Source organism: Paracoccus sp. (in: a-proteobacteria) (assembly GCF_047605025.1).
Classification (GTDB): Bacteria; Pseudomonadota; Alphaproteobacteria; order Rhodobacterales; family Rhodobacteraceae; genus Paracoccus.
This window is the reverse complement of sequence record NZ_JASGGO010000010.1, coordinates 80222-96346: the sequence shown is the minus strand read 5'-3', so window position 1 is coordinate 96346 and position 16125 is coordinate 80222. Positions and strand designations below refer to the sequence as shown.

General features: G+C 66.9%; 13 protein-coding genes. 7 read left to right on the top strand and 6 right to left on the bottom strand.

Annotated elements, in window-relative coordinates; genetic code table 11:
• Positions 1–57: 57 nt before the first annotated feature.
• Positions 58–2436, top strand: coding sequence for an NAD-dependent DNA ligase LigA (gene ligA / locus QM682_RS07910; protein ID WP_415128497.1), 2379 nt, complete (start codon positions 58–60; stop codon positions 2434–2436).
• Positions 2412–4520: an ATP-dependent DNA helicase RecG gene (gene recG / locus QM682_RS07905; protein WP_415128495.1), complete on the top strand. Its 2109-nt coding sequence runs from the start codon at positions 2412–2414 to the stop codon at positions 4518–4520. Before ligA ends, recG begins: the two co-directional genes overlap by 25 nt.
• 370 nt (positions 4521–4890) lie before the next feature.
• Here the strand turns inward: recG and QM682_RS07900 are convergent, their stop codons facing one another.
• Positions 4891–5328, bottom strand: a complete 438-nt coding sequence (locus QM682_RS07900; RefSeq protein ID WP_415128493.1) for an iron-sulfur cluster assembly scaffold protein — start codon at positions 5326–5328, stop codon at positions 4891–4893.
• Between the two features lie 81 nt (positions 5329–5409).
• Here QM682_RS07900 and hisI point away from each other — a divergent pair, with 81 nt between their 5' ends.
• Positions 5410–5769: a phosphoribosyl-AMP cyclohydrolase gene (hisI, locus tag QM682_RS07895; protein WP_415128491.1), complete on the top strand. Its 360-nt coding sequence runs from the start codon at positions 5410–5412 to the stop codon at positions 5767–5769.
• Here the strand turns inward: hisI and gluQRS are convergent.
• The 3 genes from gluQRS to QM682_RS07880 form a co-directional block, all read right to left on the bottom strand.
• Entirely contained in the window at positions 5758–6588 is an 831-nt protein-coding gene (gluQRS, locus tag QM682_RS07890) for a tRNA glutamyl-Q(34) synthetase GluQRS (RefSeq protein WP_415128489.1), read from the bottom strand. The genes hisI and gluQRS overlap by 12 nt on opposite strands.
• The gene (trmFO, locus tag QM682_RS07885; RefSeq protein ID WP_415128487.1) at positions 6585–7925 is read right to left on the bottom strand and encodes a methylenetetrahydrofolate--tRNA-(uracil(54)-C(5))-methyltransferase (FADH(2)-oxidizing) TrmFO; all 1341 of its coding nucleotides are present in this window, start codon (positions 7923–7925) and stop codon (positions 6585–6587) included. The genes gluQRS and trmFO overlap by 4 nt, the downstream gene beginning before the upstream one ends.
• Positions 7926–8074: 149 nt before the next feature.
• Entirely contained in the window at positions 8075–8680 is a 606-nt protein-coding gene (locus QM682_RS07880; protein WP_415128485.1) for a 50S ribosomal protein L25/general stress protein Ctc, read from the bottom strand.
• Between the two features lie 204 nt (positions 8681–8884).
• On the opposite strand from QM682_RS07880, the gene QM682_RS07875 reads away from it, so the two are divergent.
• A complete protein-coding gene (locus QM682_RS07875; protein ID WP_415128483.1) occupies positions 8885–9874 on the top strand; it encodes an acyltransferase family protein in 990 nt (329 codons plus the stop codon).
• Here QM682_RS07875 and QM682_RS07870 read toward each other — a convergent pair.
• Together QM682_RS07870 and QM682_RS07865 are read right to left on the bottom strand one after the other, a co-directional pair.
• Positions 9871–11034: an L-lactate dehydrogenase gene (locus QM682_RS07870; protein ID WP_415128481.1), complete on the bottom strand. Its 1164-nt coding sequence runs from the start codon at positions 11032–11034 to the stop codon at positions 9871–9873. The two genes, QM682_RS07875 and QM682_RS07870, sit on opposite strands and share 4 nt — an antisense overlap.
• Positions 11035–11048: 14 nt before the next feature.
• Positions 11049–11327 (bottom strand): hypothetical protein, encoded by a 279-nt coding sequence (locus QM682_RS07865; protein ID WP_415128480.1) that lies wholly within the window; start codon positions 11325–11327, stop codon positions 11049–11051.
• A gap of 301 nt (positions 11328–11628) precedes the next feature.
• Between QM682_RS07865 and dnaG the strand changes: the two genes are divergently transcribed.
• The 3 genes from dnaG to QM682_RS07850 all read left to right on the top strand — a co-directional run bounded on the left by dnaG (position 11629) and on the right by QM682_RS07850 (position 16104).
• The gene (gene dnaG / locus QM682_RS07860; RefSeq protein ID WP_415128478.1) at positions 11629–13548 is read left to right on the top strand and encodes a DNA primase; all 1920 of its coding nucleotides are present in this window, start codon (positions 11629–11631) and stop codon (positions 13546–13548) included.
• Between the two features lie 161 nt (positions 13549–13709).
• Positions 13710–15695, top strand: a complete 1986-nt coding sequence (rpoD, locus tag QM682_RS07855; RefSeq protein ID WP_415128476.1) for an RNA polymerase sigma factor RpoD — start codon at positions 13710–13712, stop codon at positions 15693–15695.
• Between the two features lies 1 nt (position 15696).
• Positions 15697–16104, top strand: coding sequence for a BLUF domain-containing protein (locus QM682_RS07850; RefSeq protein ID WP_415128474.1), 408 nt, complete (start codon positions 15697–15699; stop codon positions 16102–16104).
• The last annotated feature ends 21 nt before the right edge of the window (positions 16105–16125 follow it).

Sequence of the window (16125 nt, the reverse complement as noted above, 5' to 3'; positions counted from 1 at the left end):
GCCGCTATCACTCTGGCCCGGATGATTGGCCCCTTCTTTGGGCCAGAAAAGGCAGCCATGGCCCAGGAACAGAACGATCACCCCGATGCGACGGGTCTGCCCCCGCCAGTCGCCGAACTGGACGACGCGGCCGCTGCGGACGAGTTGGCGGTGCTGGCCGAACTGCTGGAGCGCGCCGATCGGGCCTATCACGCCGAGGATGCGCCCTTTCTCAGCGATGCCGACTACGATGCCGCCAAGCGCCGGCTGGCCGGGATCGAGGCGCGTTTTCCCGAACTGGCGCGCCCCGACAGCCCCAGCGCCAGAGTGGGCGCGGCGCCGGACAACCGCTTCGGCAAGATCCCGCACCGCCTGCCGATGCTGTCGCTGGAAAACGGCTTTTCGCCCGAGGATGTGGCGGCTTTCGTTCAGCGCGTCCGCAGCTTTCTCAGCCTGCCGGCTGGGCAACCCGTCCAGATGACCGCCGAGCCCAAGATCGACGGCCTGTCCCTGTCGCTTCGCTATGAAAAGGGGGAGCTGGTTCAGGCCGCGACGCGGGGCGACGGCGCCATGGGCGAGAACGTGACCGCCAATGCGCGCACCATCGCCGACATCCCGCAGCGCCTGCACGGCGCCGACATCCCCGAGACCGTCGAGATTCGGGGCGAGGTCTATATGTCGCATGCGGATTTCGAGGCGCTGAACCTGTCCGATACCGGCCGGGTCTTTGCCAATCCGCGCAATGCCGCCGCCGGATCCCTGCGCCAACTGGACCCCGCGATCACCGCCGCGCGGCCTCTGCGCTTCTTCGCCTATGCCTGGGGCGAACTCAGCGCGCCCCTGGCGTCGACGCAGATCCAGGCGGTCGCGCGGATGCGGCAAATGGGGTTTCAGACCAACCCCCTGACGCGGCTCTGCGCCTCGGTCGAGGAGATGCTGGCGACATGGGCCGAGATCGAGCAGAAGCGCGCGACGCTGGGCTATGACATCGACGGCGTGGTCTACAAGGTCGATGACCTGGACTGGCAGGCCCGGCTGGGCATGCGCTCGACCACGCCCCGCTGGGCCTTGGCGCATAAATTCCCGGCCGAGCGCGCCTGGACCCGGCTTGAGGCGATCGACATCCAGATGGGTCGGACGGGAGCGCTTAGTCCCGTGGCCCGTCTGATGCCGGTGACGGTGGGGGGCGTCGTCGTCTCGAACGCGACCCTGCACAATGAGGATTACATCGCCGGGCGCGGCGCCGACGGGCGCGAGATTCGGGGCGGCAAGGACATTCGCGTCGGTGACTGGGTTCAGATCTATCGCGCGGGCGACGTGATTCCCAAGGTCTCGGATGTGGACCTGGCGCAGCGCCCCGCCGAAAGCGCGCCCTATGCCTTTCCCCAGACTTGCCCGGAATGCGGCTCGCCCGCGATCCGGGAAGAGGGCGATTCGGTGCGCCGTTGCACGGGCGGGCTGATCTGTCCGGCCCAGGCGGTCGAGAAGCTGCGCCATTTCGTGTCCCGCGCGGCCTTCGACATCGAGGGGCTGGGCGCCAAGCAGGTCGAACTGTTCCACCGCCTGGGCTGGATCGCCGAGCCGGCCGATATCTTCACCCTGGCCGCGCGCGACGGACAGAAGCTGCTGCCCGAGGCGACCCCCGCCGAAGACCGCGAGTTGCTGCTGTCGCTGGGCCTGGACGCCTTGCAGCTTTCCGCGCAGGCGCTGCCGGAATCGCTGGCGCGTCTTTCGGCCACGCCGCTGGCCCAGATCAAGGGCTGGGGCGAGAAAAGCGCGACCGCCCTTTTCCAGGCCATCGAGCGCAAGCGTGACATTTCACTGCCGCGCCTGCTTTTCGGCCTGGGCATCCGGCATCTGGGCGAGGTCGGTGCCGCAGAACTGGCGCGGCATTTCGGCGGCTGGGACGCGCTGGTCCAGGCGCTGGACCTGTCGCGCCCGGCGGCCCTGGTCCATCGCGCCGCCGATCTTGCCGCCCAGGCCGAACGCGAGGCCGCCGCGCGCGAATCCCGCCGCGCCCGGCTGGCCGAGGCCCGCGCCCAGGTCATTGCTGCGGAACCCGGCGCCCAGGCCGCCTGGGACGACCTGATCTCGGCCGACGGGATCGGCCCGACCCTTGCCATGTCGCTGTCCGACGCTTTCGCCAACCCGCGCGAGCGCGCGGCCATCGACCGGCTGATCGCCCAGTTGCGCGATGTCCAGCCGCCCGAGGCGCGCGCCGCCGACAGCGCCATTGCCGGCAAGACCCTGGTTTTCACCGGCACGCTGGAAAAGATGACCCGCGCCGAGGCCAAGGCGCGGGCCGAGGCGATGGGGGCCAAGGTCGCGGGCTCGGTCTCGGCTAAGACGGATCTGCTGATCGCGGGGCCGGGCGCGGGCTCCAAGGCCAAGAAGGCCACCGAACTGGGCATCAAGGTCATCGATGAGGACGAATGGCTGGCGATCGCGCAAGCATAGGCCGGCCGCCGGCCTTGTTTCCGCTGTTCGCGGGTCTGGAAACGTTGCCGGGCATCGGTCCCAAGGCGGCGGAAGCCTTCATGCAGATGGGCGTGACCCGCCCGCGCGACCTGATCCTGACCCTGCCGCATGCCGTGCTGCACCGTCGGCCCATCGCGCGGCTGGCCGATGCCCACCCCCCCGAGATCGTCAGCCTGACCGTGAGGGTCCAGCGCCACAATCCGCCCGCCAACCGGGGGCGGCCCTGGCGGGTGCATTGCTCGGACGGCAAGGGCGATCTGCAACTGGTGTTCTTTCACGCACGCCGCGACTGGATCGAGGGGCAGTTGCCGGTCGGGGCCGAGCGCCTGGTCTCGGGCAAGATCGAGCTTTTCGACGGCGTGGCGCAGATGGTCCATCCCGACCAGATCGCCGCGCCGGGGGGCCTGGAACCGCTGGAATACGAGCCGGTCTATCCCCTATCGGGCCGGCTGACCCAGGGGCTGGTGCAGAAAGCGCAGGCGGCGGCGATGACGCGTCTGCCCGAGATCGGCGAATGGATCGATCCCGGCGTGATGGCGCGGCAGGGCTGGCCGGATTGGCGCCGCGCGCTGGAACTGGCCCATGCGCCGCAGGGCCTGAGCGATGTGTCGGGCACAGCGCCGGCGCGGTCGCGGCTGGCCTATGATGAGCTTTTCGCCCATCAGATGACGCTGGCGCTGCTGCGCCGCGACCGGCGGCGGCTGGCGGGGCAACAGACACGCGGCGATGGAAGCCTGCGCGCGCGGGTGCTGGCGGGCCTGCCCTGGCCGCCGACCGGCGCGCAGATCCGCGCGGTCGATGAGATCGCCGTCGACATGGCTGCGCCGCGCCGCATGAACCGGCTGCTTCAGGGCGACGTGGGGGCGGGGAAAACGCTGGTTGCCTTCCTGGCGTTGCTGGTCGCGGTCGAGGCGGGCGGGCAGGGCGTGCTGATGGCCCCGACCGAGATCCTGGCCCGCCAGCACCTGCGCGCGCTTGAACCCTTCGCGCGGCTGGCGGGCATTCGGATCGAGGCGCTGACCGGCCGCGACAAGGGCGACGCGCGGGCCAATATCCTGACCGACCTGGCCGAGGGGCGGATCGACATCCTGGTCGGCACCCATGCCGTGATCCAGAAGACCGTCGCCTTTCACGACCTGCGCCTTGCGATCATCGACGAACAGCACCGCTTCGGCGTCAACCAGCGGATGGAGCTTGCCGGCAAGGGGAACGGCCTGCCGCCCGACATGCTGGTGATGACTGCGACGCCGATCCCGCGCTCGCTGGCTTTGGCGCAGTTCGGGGACATGGATCTGTCGGTGCTGGATGAAAAGCCGCCCGGCCGTCTGCCGGTGCGCACGACGGTGATCTCGGATGCGCGGATGGAGGAGGTGCTGGCGCATCTGGCCCGCGCGCTGGAAGGGGGCACCCGCGCCTATTGGGTCTGCCCTTTGGTCGAGGAAAGCGAGGCGGTGGATCTGACCGGGGCCGAGGCGCGGTTCAAGACCCTGCGCGCCCGTTTCGGCGATGAGGTGCGGCTGGTCCATGGCCAGATGCCGCCCGACGAGCGCGACGCGGCGATGGCCGATTTCGCCGCCGGCCGCGCCCGCATCCTGGTCGCGACCACGGTGATCGAGGTGGGCGTGGACGTGCCCGAGGCCACGATCATGGTGATCGAACGGGCGGAAAGCTTTGGTCTGGCGCAGTTGCATCAGTTGCGCGGCCGGGTCGGGCGCGGCGCGGGTGCGTCGAGCTGTGTGCTGATGTATCAGGAGCCTCTGGGCGAGACCGGGCGGCGGCGCCTGGGCATCCTGCGCGAGACCGAGGACGGATTCCGCATCGCCCAGGAGGATCTGGAGATGCGCGGCGCGGGCGACGTGATCGGCACCGCGCAATCGGGGCTGCCGCGTTTCCGCATCGCTGATCTGGAGCGCCAGGCCGGCTTGATGGCCATGGCGCGCAAGGATGCTCAGGCTTTCCTTGAGCGAGACCCGCTGATGCAGGGCCAGCGCGGCCAGGCGGTGCGCACGCTTTTATGGCTGATGGAGCAGGATCGCGCGGTCCGCCTGATCACCGCAGGGTGACAGGCCCCAGGATGTTCTTATGATGTTCTTAAAAATCTCTTTACTTCTTGGTGATTCGATGGGAACAAATTGGGAACCTTAGAGTGGAGTCCGACCATGAACCGTGAATCCCTTTCCGATCTGCTTGGTGTCATCGCGATTTCGGTGACCGCGATCGTCCTGTTTTCCATGCCCGCAGTGATCCCCGCGGGCATGATGGCCTGAGACCCGGGCCTTTACCTTTCCTGCCGCGCGCCTTGCTCCGGTCCCTGACCTGTGGACCGGAGGGACTGCCCCGGTCCCCTGCCTGCGCGCAACTTGCCGGCTCCATCACGGGGCCGGCCTTTTTTATTCCGCCTGCGGCGGGGGGTATTTGGAAAACGAAGAAGACCTATGCCGGCGAAGCGTCGATGGCGCCGAGGATCGCGTCCCAGGCCAGCAGGATCGACGCATGGCGATTGGGGAATTCGCGCGCCGGAAGAAGGGCTTCAAGCGCCGCGAAGGGGGGTGAGGGGGCGGGTCCGCCGGCGGTCAGCATGGCGTGAAGCTGATCCCTTGCCGTGGCGATCTGGGCGCGGGTGGCGCCAAGCGCCGCCCCCCCGAGCACGCTGGCCGAAGCCTGGCCCAGGGCGCAGGCGCGGACCTCTTGCCCGAATTCCGCGATGTGGCCCTGGCGCAGCACCACATGCGCCGTCACCGACGAGCCGCATTGCGGCGAGCGGCGATGCGCGCTGCCGGTTGGGGCGGGAAGCTTGCCCAGATGCGGGATATCCGCCGCCAGCGCCAGGATCCGGCGGGAATAGAGCTGCATCAGATCGCTGTCGGGCATGGGCCTTGGATTCCCTGGGCCGGGCTTCCGCTTGGCCCGCGTCCCGATTAGATAGGGGCGCCATTGCCGAAAGGAAAGCCGATGTTCGATCCCGCCCGCCTGAAATACGACGCCCATGGCCTGATCCCCGCCATCGCCCAGGACCATGCGACGGGCGAGGTGCTGATGTTGGCCTGGATGAATGCGGAATCCGTGGCGCGCACCCTTGAAAGCGGAAGGGTGACCTATTGGTCACGCTCGCGCCGCGCGTTCTGGGTCAAGGGGGAAAGCTCGGGCCATGTGCAGAAGCTGGTCGAGATGCGGATCGATTGCGACCGCGATTGCCTGCTGGTCCAGGTCGAGCAGACCGGCCCGGCCTGTCACACCAACCGGCGTTCGTGCTTTTACACGGCGGTGAGGGGTGGAGCCGAGGTCGAGATCATGGCGCCATTAGAGCCCTAGCATGCGGCGGATGTCCCGCGGCGTGGCGCCCTCGGCGCGATAAAGGCGCAGGGCGCGGGCGTCGTCACGTTTGGCCAGGCGTCTGCCGGCATCGTCGCGGATCAGGCGGTGATGGTGGTATCGCGGTGTCGGCAGGTCCAGCAGGCGTTGCAGCAGCACATGGATCCAGGTCGAATCGCGCAGATCCTCGCCCCGCGTGACCAGGGTGATCCCCTGCGCCGCGTCATCCGCCACGACCGAAAGGTGATAGCTGGTGCCCATCCCGCGCCGCGCCAGCACGATATCGCCGATGCCTTGGATGAAATCCCGCGCGTCTAGGTGCCGGGGGCCGTCGCGGTCGAGGAATTTCAGCGCTGCGAGGTCCAGATGGGCGAAGGCCGCGCGGGCGTTCAGGCGGATGGCGTCCTGGGGGCCGGCCTTGGTCATGCCGCGTTCGCGGCAGGTGCCGGGATAGACCAGGCCATCGGGGCCGATGACCGGCGCGCCCTCTTGCGGGGCCGAAAGGGCGGCGCGGATATCGGCGCGGCGGCATTGGCAGGGATAGGTCAGGCCAAGCGACGCCAGCCGGTCCAGCGCGGCGCGATAGGCGGGCAGGCGGTCGGACTGGCGCATGACCGGCCGTGGCCAGGACAGCCCGAGCCAGCGCAGATCCTCGGTGATCATCGCCTCATATTCCGGGCGGCAGCGGGTCTGGTCGATGTCCTCGATCCTGAGCAGGAACTGGTCGGGATCGGCCAGCCGCGCCGCCGTCAGGGCGGCGAAGGCATGGCCCAGATGCAGCGGGCCGGTAGGCGAGGGGGCAAACCGGGTCCGCTTCAATCCTGTCCCGCAAGCCATTCGCGGAAATCGGTTTTCGCGCGGTCGGTATAGGCCGGGTAGCGGTCCTTGCGGCCCTTGCGGCCGCCACGCGTCTCGTCGAGCGGAGGATAGAGGCCGAAATTCACGTTCATGGGCTGGAAGGTCTTGGCATCCGCGCCTCCGGTGATGTGATTGACCAGCGCCCCCATCGAGGTGGTGACGGGCGGGGGCGCGAGATCGCGGCCCAGAGCCTCGGCTGCGGCCATGCGACCGGCGAGAAGGCCCATGGCGGCGGATTCGACATAGCCCTCGACCCCGGTGACCTGACCGGCGAAGCGCAGGTTCGGGCGGATGCGTAGTCGCAGCCTGTCGTCGATCAGGCGCGGCGAGTTCAGGAAGGTATTGCGATGGATGCCGCCCAACCGGGCGAATCTGGCATTTTCCAGGCCGGGAATGCGCCTGAAAACATCAGTTTGTGCGCCATATTTCATCTTGGTCTGGAAGCCGACGATATTGTAGAGCGTTCCCAGCGCATTGTCGCGGCGAAGCTGGACCACGGCATAGGGCTTTTCGGCCGGATTATGGGCATTGGTCAGGCCCACGGGTTTCATCGGGCCGTGCCGCAGCGTCTCGCGCCCGCGCTCGGCCATGATCTCAATGGGCAGGCATCCGTCGAAATAACCTGCCGTCTCGCCCTCGTGGAACTGGGTCTTTTCCGCCGCCAGCAGCGCGTCGATGAAATCCTCATAATCGGCGCGGGTCATAGGGCAGTTGATATAGGCGGTGCGTTCCTCCTCGGTATCGCCCTTGTCGTAGCGGCTTTGGCGCCAGCAGACCCGCATGTCGATGGTCTCGGCATGGACGATGGGGGCGATGGCGTCGAAGAAGGCAAGCGCACCTTCGCCGGTCGTGTCCAGGATCGCGCGGCCGAGCGCGGGAGAGGTCAGGGGGCCGGTGGCGACGATCCAACGACCTTCGGAGGGCAGCTCGGTGATCTCGCCCGGGGCGAAGCTGATCAGCGGCTGATCCCGCAGCGCCTGGGTCACGGCGGCGGAAAAAGCGTCACGGTCCACCGCCAGCGCGCTACCTGCCGGCAGGCGGTGGCGGTCGGCCATGGCCATGATCAGGCCGCCGGCCGCGCGCATTTCCCAATGGAGTTGCCCGACCGCGTTCATCTGGTCGTCATCCGAGCGGAAGCTGTTCGAGCAGACCATCTCGGCGCAATCGCCGGTGCGATGGGCGAAGGTCCGGGTCTGGGGGCGCATCTCGTGGAGGACGACCGGCAGGCCCATGCGGGCGATCTGCCAAGCGGCTTCGGACCCCGCGAGGCCCGCGCCGATGATGTGGATCGGTTCCATGTCTTTCCCTTTGTCGGCAAGGGCGCCTGTTATCAATCCGGGCGCGGCCCCGCAAGGGCACCGCCGCATGGGTATTTGGGAAACGAAGAATGAAAAAGGGCGGCACCCGCTGGGGATGCCGCCCGTATCATCGCGCGCGAGACCTGGGATCAGGCTTCGGCTTCGGCATTCTCTTCCGAACGCAGGCCCGAGGGGGCCGCGATGTTGGCGATGACGAAATTGCGGTCGATGGCCGGCTTCACGCCATTCGGCAGGACCACGTCGCTGATATGGATCGAATCGCCGATTTCCTTGCCGGTCAGGTCGACCGTGATGTGATCGGGAATGTCCGAGGCGGTCACGACCAGTTCGACTTCGGGGCGCACCACGACCAGCGTGCCGCCACGTTTCAGGCCCGGTGCGGCCTCGTGGTTTTCGAAGGTCACATGGATGAACAGGTTCACCCGAGTGTTGCGGTGCAGGCGCATGAAGTCGATATGCGTCGGCAGGTCCTTTACCACGTCGCGCTGGACGCCGCGGCAGACGACACGGACATCTTCCTGACCTTCGACCTGGAGATTCCAGAGCGTGGACATGAAGCGACCGGCGCGCAGCTTGGTCAGCAGGTAGTTGAAGTCGAGGGCGAGCGGCTGCGGGTCCTTGCCGTCGCCATAAACGATGCCGGGCACCTTGCCTTCGCGGCGAGCTTGGCGGGCGGCCCCCTTGCCTGTCCCCGCGCGTGCCTCGGCCACCAGATTCAGAATCTCTTTGGCCATGTCGATAGTCCTTTGTCAGAGTTGGCGGCCATCCTCCAAGGGTGCATGGCCGGAGCCGTGCCGTTACACGAGAGGCTATGAAATGTGAAGTGCAAAGTTCCGCGGGTCTGGAATGGGCGGATTTATGCGCATTCTGAGCGAAAAACCGCTTGCCAGATGCGGGGCGAATCGCGCATGCCTGAGGGGCCGCATGGAGTTTTCGAATTGCGACGTATTCATTCACTCGATTATCTCAAGACTTTCCTTTCTCTTTTCGTCGTCCTGGCCCATACCAACTGGATCCAGAACAACACGACCATGGGGCTTTTCGTCTTCGGCAGCGGGCTGATGCGGACGCTTGTGCCGCTGTTCTGCATCATCGCCGGCTACTTCCTGCATATCTCGATGGTCGGGGGCCGGGCGGGGAAATGGCTCATGCGGATGCTGGTGCTGTATCTGTTCTGGATGGCGGTCTATTTCCCGATCTGGCAGGGGCAGGTGACGGGGCTGCGCTCATTGGCGACGACGCTGCTGTGGGGGTTTTTCCACCTGTGGTTCCTGATCGGGCTGTTCGTCGGTGGGCTGGCATTGGCGGGGCTGGTCGCGCTGGGGCGCAGGCTGGCGCCGGGGCATGAGGTCTGGTTCGTGGTGCTGCCCGCCGCGATCTGCGCGCTGCTGGGGTTGGCGATGCAATATGCCGACCTGTCCGGCCTGGCCCAGATTCCTGTGCAACGCTATCGCAACGGGCTGTTCATGTGCTTTCCCTTTCTGGCCATCGGCTATCTGCTGAACGCGCGGCTGAACCGGCCCGGCACCGTGCCCGCGACCCGGCCGCGCCCGCTTCTGATCCTGGGCCTGGCGCTGCTGCTTCTTTGCGCCGAGGCATGGCTGGTCCAGGCGCGCTTCGGCACCGGCGTGATGATCGAGATGCCGGCCGCGACCTATGTGGCGGCGCCGCTGATCTTCCTGCTGGCGCTCGAACTGCGGATGCCGCCGCAGCCGGTGGATCTGGGGCTGGTCTCGGCCACGATCTATTTCCTGCATGTCTGGGCGTTCCGGCTGGCGGACTTACTGGACATCCACGATGTCCTGGGGCTGATGCTTTTCGGCGTGGGGGTGCCCACGGTGATCGCGCTGTTCTACGATGAGGCGCGGCGGCGGATGCGCGGCGGGCCTCATTCCGCCGCGCTGGTCCGGTCCGCCGGCCGGGATTAGCTCCAGGGCGTCAGGAAATCGGGTGGCACCAGCAGGTTCTGCCGGCCGATCCGGCGCACGTCCCGTTCGCCGCAAAGCGCCATGGTAATGTCCAGTTCGTTGCGGATGATGCCAAGCGCGCTGGTCACGCCGGCCTCGCCCATCGCGCCCAGCCCGTAGATGAAGGCGCGGCCGATATGGGTCGCATGCGCCCCCATGGCCAGCGCCTTGAACACGTCCTGGCCCGAGCGGATGCCGCTGTCCAGATGCACCTCGATCCGGTCGCCGACGGCGGCGAGGATCTCGGGCAGCATGCGGATCGAACTGACCGCGCCGTCAAGCTGGCGGCCGCCATGGTTGCTGACGATGATGGCGTCGGCGCCGAAATCGGCAGCGATGCGGGCATCCTCGGGATCGTTGATGCCCTTGAGGATCAGCTTGCCGCCCCAGAGATCGCGGATCTTCGCGATCTTGCCCCAGTCGAGTTGCGGATCGAACTGTTCGCTGGTCCAGCGCATCAGTGACGAGGTGTCGCCGACCCCCTTGGCGTGGCCGATGATATTGCCGAACGAGCGGCGTTTGGTCCGCAGCATCCCGATGCCCCAGCCCCATTTGGTGGCCAGATCCAGCATGACCGGCAGCGTCATCTTGGGCGGCGCGGAAAGCCCGTTCTTCAGATCCTTGTGCCGCTGGCCCAGGATCTGAAGATCCAGCGTCAGCACCAGGGCCGAGCAGTTCGCCCGCCGCGCGCGTTCGATCGCGCCCTCGACGAAAGCCTCGTCGCGCATGACGTAAAGCTGGAACCAGAAGGGCGCGCGGATCGCAGCGGCCACATCCTCGATAGAGCAGATGGACATGGTGGAAAGCGTGAAGGGCACGCCGAAGGCGGTGGCGGCGCGGGCAGCCTTGATCTCGCCATCGGCCGATTGCATTCCGGTCATGCCGACCGGGGCGAGGCCCACGGGCATGGCGACCTTCTGGCCGATCATCGTGCTTTCGGTGCTGCGCCCGCTCATGTCCACGGCGACCCTTTGGCGCAGCTTGATGCGCTGGAAATCCGTCGTGTTCTCGCGGAAGGTGCTTTCGGTATAGCTGCCGCTTTCGGCGTAATCGTAGAACATGCGCGGCACGCGGCGGCGATAGATCGCCTTGAGATCGTCGATGCAGGTGATGACGGGCATGGCCGGTCCTTCGCTTAGTTTCCGAGGTCGCCGCAATCGGGCTGTTCCGCCGGGCAATCGTCCAGGCTGCGGGTCTTGAGATCGGCCGCGCGGGCGCGCAGCGCCTCGGCCCGGCGCATCAGCCCGGCATCCGAGACCGGCCCGGTGCCGCCGCGCGCGCCAAGGGCCGCGGCGCGCCTGGCAAGCGTGGCATCGGCCGCATCGGGGCTTTGGGCCGCATCGCGCGCATGGGAGGGCAGGGCCGGCTCGGCCAGAAGCTGGTCGGTCGGCAGCAGCCTGGGATAGTCCGTCATGCGGTCCTCGCAGCCGGCAAGCGATGCCAGCAATGCCAAACCGATCCAAGCTGCCCGCATCGACGCCTTCCCCTTCGAAATGCCGCGACAATAGGCGCGGCGAGGTGCCCCGGCAAGATCCGCCCTTCCTTTTGGCGGCCCGTGGCCCGCAGCCGGGGCAGGGCGCGGATCACCGGCCCGCTGATGCCGCCTTGCCGATGTTGTCGGGCGCCACGGCCCGTCTTCTTCGTTTTTCCAAATACCCGAATACATCGACGCAGAACCTTGTTCACCCCCGCCGCGCGACCCGATATAAGAGCGCATGAGCCTTCCGCCCCAATTCCTTGATGAGATCCGCGCCCGCGTGCCTTTGTCGCGCGTGATCGGGCGCAAGGTCACTTGGGACCTGCGCCGCTCGAACCAGGCGAAAGGGGACTGGTGGGCGCCCTGTCCCTTCCATGGCGAAAAAACCGCTTCGTTCCATGTCGATGATCAGAAAGGGTTTTATTACTGCTTCGGCTGCCATGCCAAGGGCGATGCGCTGACCTTCCTGCGCGAGGCCGAGGGCATGGGCTTCATGGAGGCGGTCGAGCTTTTGGCCTCGGAGGCGGGGCTGCAAATGCCCGAGCGCGATCCCCGCCAGGTGCAGCGCGCCGACCGCCGCACCGAACTGGTCGAGGTGATGGAACAGGCCGTGCGCTGGTATCGCATGCAGCTTGGCATGGGGCTGGCGCAGGGCGCGCGCGACTATCTGGCGCGGCGCGGACTTGACGCGCCCGCCTGCGAGCAGTTCGGCATCGGCTTCGCGCCCGACCAGCGCCAGGGTCTTTTCAACGCGCTGCGGGCCAAGGGCGTCCCCGAGGTGCTGATCGTTGAGGCAGGTCTGGCCGCCAGGCCCGAGGATCGCGGCGCCCCCTTCGACCGCTTCCGGGGCCGGATCATGTTCCCGATCCGCGATGCGCGCGGGCGCTGCATCGCCTTCGGCGGTCGCTCGATGGATCCGAACGCGCGGGCGAAATACCTCAACAGTCCCGAGACGCCTTTGTTCGACAAGGGCCGCAACCTCTATAATCTCGGCCCGGCGCGGGCGGCGGTCGCGAAGGGCAGGCCGCTTATCGTGGTCGAGGGCTATATGGACGTGATCGCGCTGGTCCGCGCCGGTTTCGAGGGCGCCGTCGCCCCCCTGGGCACCGCCATCACCGAGGATCAACTGCGGCTGATGTGGCGCGTCTCGCCCGAGCCGGTGATCGCGCTTGACGGCGACAGCGCGGGGCTGCGCGCGGCGATGCGGCTGATTGATCTGGCGCTGCCGATGACCGCGCCGGGCCAGGCGTTGCGCTTTGCCTTCCTGCCCGAGGGGCTGGATCCCGACGACCTGATCCGCGCGCGAGGCGCCGGCGCCATGTCGGCGACGCTGGAGGAATCACGGCCGCTGGTCGATCTGCTTTGGCGGCGCGAAACCGAGGGCCGCGTCCTGGACAGTCCCGAGCGCAAGGCCGCGTTGGACAAGGCGCTTGGCGACGCCATCGCGAAGATCCCCGACAAGGACACGCGGGATCATTACTTCGCCGCGCTGAAATCCCTGAAATGGGAGCTTTTCGGCCATCGCCGCCGCGAAGCCCCGGTCCGTGCCCCCTGGCAACCCAGGGGCATGCGCGGCGCGGTGCCGCAACCCGTGGCGCCGGTCGCCTCGACGCGGGCTTCGCGGCTTTCCTCGCCCAAGGCGGGCGAGCGCGAGGCCGAGGGGATGATCGAGGCGATGATCCTGGCCATCTGCGCCTCGCACCCCCATCTGATCGGCGCGGTCGAGCCGCGGCTGGAGCGGCTGGACCCCGAGGATGCCGACCGCGCGCAACTGGTCCATGACCTGCTGGCGGGCGGGCATTCCCAGGCCGGGCAGCGCGCCCTTGAAAGCATCATGGCCGAGCCCCATGTCAGGGCTGCTCCGGCGTTGCTGCGCGCCCAGGACGGGGATGCGGCGGCCGAGATCCTGTCCAATGCGCTGGACCGCATCGAATCGCGCCGCATCGCGCGCGAAGAGGTCGCCCGCGCCGAGGTCGAGATCGAGGGGCTGGCCGATGAGGGGCTGACCTGGCGCGTGGCGCAATCGGCCCGCGCGCGGCAGGCGGCCGATACGCCGTCCCTGTCGGACATCTCGGATTTCGGCGAGAACCGCGAGGCGCTTGCCGCGCAGTTGCGGGCGGCCATCGAAAACCAGATCTGGCGCAAGCCGCGGCGCTAGGGGACAGGCCCGTCGAATCACGCGGCAACCGCGATTCGATTCGGAATCGCTTAGGCAGGGCTGGGCGCGCAGGGTTTGATTCCGCTTTCGCCTCGGCTAGAACCGTTCGACAGACGATCCCGATTCGCCGATTCGCGAATCACCGTTTCAAGGGAGCCAGCATGGCAGCCAACGACGACGACCAAAAGCCCGACACCAAGGACGACGATCATTCGCTGGACATGTCGCAAGCGGCGGTCAAGCGAATGATCGCCGAGGGCCGCGAGCGCGGATACATCACCTATGATCAGTTGAACGCCGTCCTGCCGCCCGAGCAGGCCAGTTCCGACCAGATCGAGGACGTGATGTCGATGCTGTCCGAAATGGACATTCGCGTGGTCGAAAACGACGAAGAGGCCGAAGACTCCGAGGGTGGTGAGGTCGCGACGACCAGCTCCGGCTCGCGCGAGGTGGTCATCGCCGCCACCGAGACCGAGAAGCTGGACCGCACCGACGATCCCGTGCGCATGTATCTGCGCGAAATGGGCAGCGTCGAGCTTTTGTCGCGTGAGGGCGAGATCGCCATCGCCAAGCGCATCGAGGCCGGCCGCAACACCATGATCGCCGGGCTTTGCGAAAGCCCGCTGACCTTCAAGGCCATCACGCTGTGGCGCCAGGAACTTCTGGACGAAGCCATCCTGCTGCGCGACGTGATCGATCTGGAAACCACCTTCGGCCGCTCGATGGACGAGGAGGGCGAAGAGGAGGTCGTGCTGTCCGAGGAGGGCGTGCGCTCCGCCGCCGGCCCCTCGGCCAGCAACCGCGAGGAGGAACTGGACGCCGATGGCAACCCCATGGCCGGCGGCGAAGAGGAAGAGGACGAGGATGACGGGCAAAGCCTGTCCCTTTCGGCCATGGAAGCCTCGTTGAAGCCCAAGGTGCTTGAGACGCTGGAAGCGATCGCCCAGGGCTATGAGGAACTGGCGCATATGCAGGACAACCGCATGTCCGCCACCCTGAACGAGGATAGCAGCTTCTCGGCGTCGGACGAGGTGGATTACCAGGTTCTGCGGTCACGCATCGTCGGGCTGGTCAATGAACTGCACCTGCACAATGCCCGGATCGAGGCGCTGGTCGATCAGATCTATGGCATCAACCGCCGCATCGTGTCGCTTGATTCGGGCATGGTGAAACTGGCCGACGGCGCCCGCATCAACCGTCGCGAATTCATCGACGCCTATCGCGGCTCGGAACTGGATCCGACCTGGATCGACCGCATGTCCGCCAACAAGGGCCGCGGCTGGCAGAGCCTGTTCGAGAAATCGCGCCGTCAGGTCGAGGATCTGCGCGGCGAGATGGCGATGATCAGCCAGCGCGTCGGCGTCGATATCGAGGAATTCCGCCGCATCGTGAACCAGGTCCAGCGCGGCGAGAAAGAGGCGCGCCAGGCCAAGAAGGAAATGGTCGAGGCGAACCTGCGGCTGGTCATCTCGATCGCCAAGAAATACACGAACAGGGGCCTGCAATTCCTTGATCTTATTCAGGAAGGCAATATCGGCCTGATGAAGGCCGTGGACAAGTTCGAGTATCGCCGGGGCTATAAGTTCAGCACCTATGCGACATGGTGGATTCGTCAGGCGATCACCCGCTCCATCGCCGATCAGGCCCGCACCATCCGCATCCCCGTCCATATGATCGAGACGATCAACAAGCTGGTGCGCACCGGCCGCCAGATGCTGCACGAGATCGGCCGCGAGCCCACGCCCGAGGAACTGGCCGAAAAGCTGCAAATGCCGCTGGAAAAGGTCCGCAAGGTGATGAAGATCGCCAAGGAACCGATCAGCCTGGAAACCCCCATCGGGGACGAGGAAGACAGCCAGCTTGGCGATTTCATCGAGGACAAGAACGCCGTGCTGCCCTTGGACAGCGCGATCCAGGAAAACCTCAAGGAGACCACGACGCGGGTTCTGGCCAGCCTGACCCCGCGCGAGGAACGGGTGCTGCGCATGCGTTTCGGCATCGGCATGAACACCGACCACACGCTTGAGGAAGTGGGCCAGCAGTTCAGCGTCACCCGCGAACGGATCCGCCAGATCGAGGCCAAGGCGCTGCGCAAGCTGAAGCACCCCTCGCGGTCGCGCAAGCTGCGCTCGTTCCTGGATCAATAGGATGCCGACAGGGTTCGCTCTTTATCGCAGCCGGACCTTGCTTGTGCCCCGATCCGTCGAATGTCAGCGTATTCTGGTCAGCGCCCGCGCGCGCAACGCGCAGCTTGCGCTGACCGGCTTTCTGCATCTGGAGGATGGCGCCTTCTATCAATGGCTTGAGGGGCCGGATGCGGCGTTGCAACTGGTGCTGGACCGTATCGCCCTTGACCCCCGGCACGAGCGGATGCAGATCCTTTCGCGCGGAACGCAGGAGACGAGGCAGTTCCCGAATTGGCAGATGGGCTTCGGCGCCTGCGAACCGAAGATGCTTTTCAACTGGATCGCCGAAAACGGCGTGCAGATGGGCGACCTGCGCAGCCTGACGGTGGGCGTTCTGGGCTTCATGCGCGCTTGCCAGCCGGCGGGTTGAGGCCCGGCCGGCAAGCGCGCG